Here is a 5,496-nt window from a genome sequence, read left to right on the forward strand (position 1 = left end):
TACGTGTCTCCCACCCCCCCACCCCCCCCCCCACACCCCCCCCCCCGCCCCCGCCCGGGGGGGGGCGGGGGCCCGGGGGGGGGGGGGCCCCCCCCCCCCCCCCCCGGCCGGGGGACCGTCGGATGTCCCGCCGGCCCGCCCGCTCCGTAGCGTCGTCGCCATGACCCACACCACGACCCGCACCCGTTTCCGGCACGTCCGCCGGTCCCTGGCCGCCGCCACCGCGGTCGTCCTCACGGCCCTCGCCGCCGCCCCGGCCGTCGCGGCGTCCGAACCCCGTCCGGCCCGTGCGGCACAGCAGAGCACGGCCCGCGGGGAGCTTCTGGGGGTCACCCCCGTCGCCGACCTGAGCAGGGCCGAGGTCGCCGCCTTCCTCAAGGGCGCCGGAATCGATCCGGCGACCGTCCGGCACGGCGTGCGGGGCTACCGCATCACCTACCGGACCGTGACCCCGCAGGGCGCGCCGACCACCGCCACCGGGCTGCTGGTGCTCCCCAAGGGCGGCGAGCGCCGGCTCGACCTGGTGGCCGACACGCACGGGACCATGGTCCACCGCGACTACGCGCCCTCCGTCTCCGAGGACTTCGGCCGGTACGCGCCCTATCTGCACGCCGCCGCGGGCCGTGCCGTCGCCGCCCCGGACTACCTCGGGCTCGGCAAGGGCCCCGGCCTCCACCCGTACATGGACACGGCCTCCTCCGTCTCCGCCTCGCTCGACATGCTGCGGGCGTCCCGCACCGCCGCACGCTCGCTCGGCAGGCCGCTGACCGGGGACGTGTACGGCACCGGGTTCTCGCAGGGCGGCCAGGTCGCCATGGCGCTGGGCCGCGAACTGGCGCGGGGCGCGGACCGCCACTTCCGGCTGCGGGCGCTCGCCCCGGTCGCCGGACCGTACGACCTGCGGGGCGCCGAGGTGCCCGCCCTGCTCGACGGCCGGGTCAACGACATCAGCGGTGTCTTCTACATGGCGTACTTCCTCACCGCGCAGAACCGGCTGCACCCGATCTACGACGACCCGGCCGAGGCATTCCGGCAGCCCCACGCGGGCTACGTGGAGGAACTCTTCGACACCCGGCACACCGAGGAGGACATCGTCACCAGGCTCCCCGGTTCGGTGAAGGAGCTGCTGACCGACGGCTTCTACGAGCGGCTGCGGCACCCGGACGGCGGTCTGCTGGCCGCGATGAAGGCGCAGGACGGGACCTGCGACTGGAAGCCCGCCGTGCCCGTACGGCTGCACAGCGCGTCCGGTGACACGGACGTGGCGATCGCCAACTCCGTGAACTGCGCGGCCGATCTGGCCCGCCACGGCGTGAAGGCCCCCGTGGTCGACCACGGGAAGGCCGACCACAACGGCTCCTTCAAGCTGGCGGGGCCCGAGATCGTGCGCTGGTTCGACGCGTTGGCGCGCCGCTGACACGGCGCCTCCGTACAACCGTGCGCACCCGTCGGTGGTCCAACCGGCCATCGAGACGTCATGGGGTGTCGCATGAGGAGAAGCACGCGTACGGCTCTGGTGGTGACGGCGGCCCTGACCGTCCTCGCCACCGGAGGGACGACGGCCGCCACCGCCGGGACGACGGCCGCGACGGCCGGCACGGTGCGCCCGCAGGGCGGTCCGCTCGTGGTGCCCGCCGCCGACAGGGGAACGCCGGACGCGTCCCGGCGGCCCACCGTGCTCGCCCGCGACACGGCGGGCGTGCTCTGGCAGTACGAGGGTTCCGGGCGGGCCGACAGGCCCCTCGGGGCCCGTGAGCGCGTCGGCGGCGGCTGGAACGTCTACACCGCGATCACGTCCCTCACCTCCCGGACGGCGGCAGGCGAGGGCGACCTCGTGGCCCGGGACAAGGCCGGCGTCCTCTGGTACTACCGGGGCTCCGGAGACCCCGACGCCCCCTTCGAGCCACGGGTGCGGATCGGCGGCGGCTGGAACCGGTACACCGCCCTCGCCGCCAACAACGGCGGCCTGGTGGCCCGGGACGAGGACGGCAGGCTCTGGCTCTACAGGACGAGCGGCTCGAACGACCCCGCCCGGATGCTCGGGACGCGCGAGCTTCTGGGCGGCGGCTGGAACACGTACACCCTGATCGCGAGCCGGGGCGGCGGCTACGAACTCGTGGCCCGGGACGCGAGCGGCGTCCTCTGGGCGTACGGTCCCCGCTACAGCCCGGCCCAGAACCCCGGGGCGTACGGGCCGCGCACGCGCGTCGGCGGCGGCTGGAACGTCTACGACTCGGTCGTGGCGGCCGGCGACCTCGACTGCGGGGAGGTCTTCGACGACTTCCTCGCCCGCGACAGGGACGGCCGCCTCTGGCTCTACGCGGGCCGTCCGAACGCCGGCGGCAGCGCCACCGTCCCGGGCCCGGCCCGCAGGCAGATCGGCCACGGCTGGGGCGTCTACGACGTGATTCTCTGACCCACGCTCGCCAGGACGTGCGGCGCCGCCTCCGCGAGCGTCGGGAAGTGGCGGTGCGCGTCCGGGTGCGGCGCCGGGGTGTTCACGGTCCAGACCGTCATCCCGGCGTCCAGACCCGAGCGGACCCCGGACGGCGCGTCCTCGATCACCAGGCACTCCGCCGGGTCCGCGCCCAGCTTCTCCGCGGCGGTCAGGTACGGGACGGGCGACGGCTTCCCCTCCGCGACGGAGGCCGCGTCGACGATCAGTCCCGGGAACGGGAGCCCGGTCCGCTCGAACCGCCCCCGCACCCGGTGCTCGTAGTTCGACGTCACCAGCGCCCAGCGGTCCGCCGGGAGCCCGGCCAGCAGCTCGGCGGCGCCGTCGAAGGCCGCGTACGACCCCGTACGGACGTCCTCGTCCTCCAGCGCGTGCAGGAGGGCGAGGCACGCGTCCGGGTCGGCGCCGGGCGCGACGGCCGCGAAGGTCTCCACGGGCCGCGTCCGCAGCGCCACGGCGTACACCTCGTCCCCGTCGAGCCCGTGCCGCGCGGCCCACGCGTGCCAGACGCGCCGCTGGTTCTCGACGGCGTCCATGAGGGTGCCGTCGACGTCGAAGAGAACGCACTTGATGGAGGTCACGCCCGGGATGCTACGTCCAGGAGGGCGGCCCGGGCCGCGGGGGCCGCGACCCCGGGCGTCAGGAGAGGAGGTCGTACCTCAGGTCCGGCGTGATGTACCAGGCGATCCCGGTCCGGGGCCGGAAGGGCCCGCTCCAGGAGCCCGTGCCCCGGTAGAGGAGGGCCGCGCCGGGAGTGTTCCGTTCCGCCGCGTACAGGTCGGGGCGGCCGTCGCGGTTGGCGTCGCCGATGCCGAGCAGGTCGCCGTACGCGCCCCAGCCGCCGCCGACCTTCGTCCGGGCGGCGAAGGTGCCGTCGCCCCTGCCGAGGTAGAGCCAGAGGACGCCGTCCTTGTCCCGGGCGACGAGGTCTCCGGCGGTGCCTCCGGCGATGTTCCCGGTGGCGGTGATCTGGTTGTAGACGCCCCAGCCCCGGCCGATCTTCGTGCGGGCCGCGAAGGGGGCGGTGCCGGAGCCGGTGCCCTTGTGGAGCCACAGGTCGCCGGCCTTGTCGGTGGCGACGAGGTCGGGGCGTCCGTCACCGGTCAGGTCGCTGCCGCCGGTGAGCTGGGCGTACGTGTTCCATCCGGCGCCGATCCGGACGCGGGCGGAGAGCGGGGTCTTGGAGAGGCCGGTCCCCCGGTAGAGCCAGAGCACCCCGGACCTGTCCCGGGCGACCACGTCGCCGACGGCCGAGCCCGCGATGTTCCCGGCCGCCTCGATCCGGTCGTAGACGCCCCAGCCCCCGCCCACGAGCAGGCCGGGGTTCTGGTCCAGCCGGTCCTCGTAGGGGGACGGGAAGGTGTCGCTGATCCACAGGCGGCCCGCGGTGTCCCGCATGAGCACGTCCGGCGAGCCGTCGGCGTCGTAGTCGTGCGCACCGGCCTTCCGGGTCACCGTGAAGGTCCCGGAGGTCTTCAGCTTCGGGCCGATGCCGTTCATCGGCTTGGCCGTGATCTCCCAGGTGTACGGCCCGCTCGGCGCTCCGGTCCAGAGGTCGGGGGAGCCGTTCCACGTGAGCTGCCCGTTCCAGGTGTAGGACGCCCGGTGGGGGTCGTACTCGGGAACGTCGAGCGGGTACACGCCGTCCGAGAGGGTCTCGCCCGTCCGGGTGTTGCGGATCCGGACCGTCATCTCCACCTCGGACCGGCTGAGCTGCCAGACCATGGTGAACCGGCCGCCGGTCCGGTCGAGGTCGAGGACCGAGGGGATGGCGTGGCCGAGCAGCGTGACCTTGGTCGAGAGGCCGGAGGAGGCGACCCGGGTGGCGGTCGGCGCGCCGTCCGCGCCGGGGGCGATCCGGTAGAGGCCCTCGCCGCCGGCGACGGTGCCGCCCTGCACGTACAGCGACCCGTCGGGTGCCACCGCGGAGTGGGCGATGTCGTCCATGACCTTCCGGGTCGTGCCGTTCCCCAGGTGGCGGGCCGTCACGGCGTACGTCGCGGACGGGTTCCGTTCCTCGTAGCCGCCGGTCTGCGCGTACGTCAGCCAGCCGCCGACCAGGCCGACGGAGTCGACCGCGCCGCCCACGCCGATCCGCTGGGTGGCGGTGGACGGGCCCCGCTCGGTGACGACCACGGTCGCCCTGCCTCCGGTGCCGGGCTCCAGCCAGGCGACGTGCGTGCCCGAGAGCGCGATCGGGGACTGCCGGTCCGCGGCGCCCGCGGTGAGCGCGGTCTCGGTGACGGCCGCGGTGCCGAGGTCCACGGTGGCCCAGTGCACCCGCGCGCCCGTCCCCGACCCGGTGATGTAGGTGAGCAGTGCGGTGTCGGCGGTGGCGGCCCGGACCGTGGGGTTGATCGCGCCGCCCGGGAGCTTGGTCACGAGCCGGTCGGTGGTGCTGCCGCCGTCGCCCCGGGAGACCAGGTGCACGTCGTGCCCGCCCAGGGAGTTGGGCACCCTGACGAACGCGGTCCGGCCGACGGCTCCGGCGTAGGCTCCGCCCGCGCCCACGGTGCCGGGCAGGAAGGACAGGACGTCCTGGTCGGTCGCCATGTCCCGGAGGGTGACGTGGCCGGACGGCTGGACGCGCACGATGACGTCGGAGGCGCGGGACGTGGTGATCCAGTCCCGGGCCAGGGACCACGGCTCTGCCTTCGAGCCGTCCGCGTACCGGGTCCAGACGGCGTGCAGGTCGTCGTTCCTGCCCAGGGTCCAGGTCAGGAACCCGGTGCTGCCGGCCGAGACGAGCTCGGGCCGGTCGGTCGGGTAGGGCACGACCGCCGCGGTGGAGGGCGCGGCCGTCGCGGAGGGCGCGGCCGTGGCGGTGGCGGCGGTCGTCAGACCGCCCGCGGTGACGGCGAGGACGGCCGCCACGGCCGCGCAGAGGCGGACGCGGGCGGTGCGCGTGGGCGTCAAGGGTGGTTCCTCCCCCAGAGGTGGGGGGGGGGGGGGGCCGCGCCCCCCCCCCCCGCCCCCCCCCCCGGCCCGGCGGGTTTTATGGGGGGGGGGGGTGATGGTGGGGGGGGGGGGGGGCGGGGCCG

At 75.4% G+C, this 5,496-nt stretch carries 4 protein-coding genes; 2 read left to right on the forward strand and 2 right to left on the reverse strand.

Annotation, left to right across the window (positions count from 1 at the left end; translation table 11 throughout):
* Positions 1 to 160 precede the first annotated feature (160 nt).
* A complete protein-coding gene (locus tag ACFV2S_RS25940) occupies positions 161 to 1,417 on the forward strand; it encodes an alpha/beta hydrolase (protein WP_385563642.1) in 1,257 nt (418 codons plus the stop codon).
* A 72-nt stretch (positions 1,418 to 1,489) separates the two neighbouring features.
* Positions 1,490 to 2,416 (forward strand): tachylectin-related carbohydrate-binding protein, encoded by a 927-nt coding sequence (locus ACFV2S_RS25945; RefSeq protein ID WP_385563645.1) that lies wholly within the window; start codon positions 1,490 to 1,492, stop codon positions 2,414 to 2,416.
* Here the strand turns inward: ACFV2S_RS25945 and ACFV2S_RS25950 are convergent.
* The gene (locus ACFV2S_RS25950; RefSeq protein WP_385563648.1) at positions 2,398 to 3,036 is read right to left on the reverse strand and encodes an HAD family hydrolase; all 639 of its coding nucleotides are present in this window, start codon (positions 3,034 to 3,036) and stop codon (positions 2,398 to 2,400) included. The two genes, ACFV2S_RS25945 and ACFV2S_RS25950, sit on opposite strands and share 19 nt — an antisense overlap.
* Before the next feature lie 58 nt (positions 3,037 to 3,094).
* Complete coding sequence (locus ACFV2S_RS25955; protein ID WP_385563651.1) at positions 3,095 to 5,371, reverse strand: FG-GAP repeat domain-containing protein; 2,277 nt, start codon at positions 5,369 to 5,371, stop codon at positions 3,095 to 3,097.
* Positions 5,372 to 5,496 lie beyond the last annotated feature (125 nt).

It is taken from the genome of Streptomyces sp. NPDC059695, assembly GCF_042733785.1.
Taxonomy (GTDB): domain Bacteria; phylum Actinomycetota; class Actinomycetes; order Streptomycetales; family Streptomycetaceae; genus Streptomyces.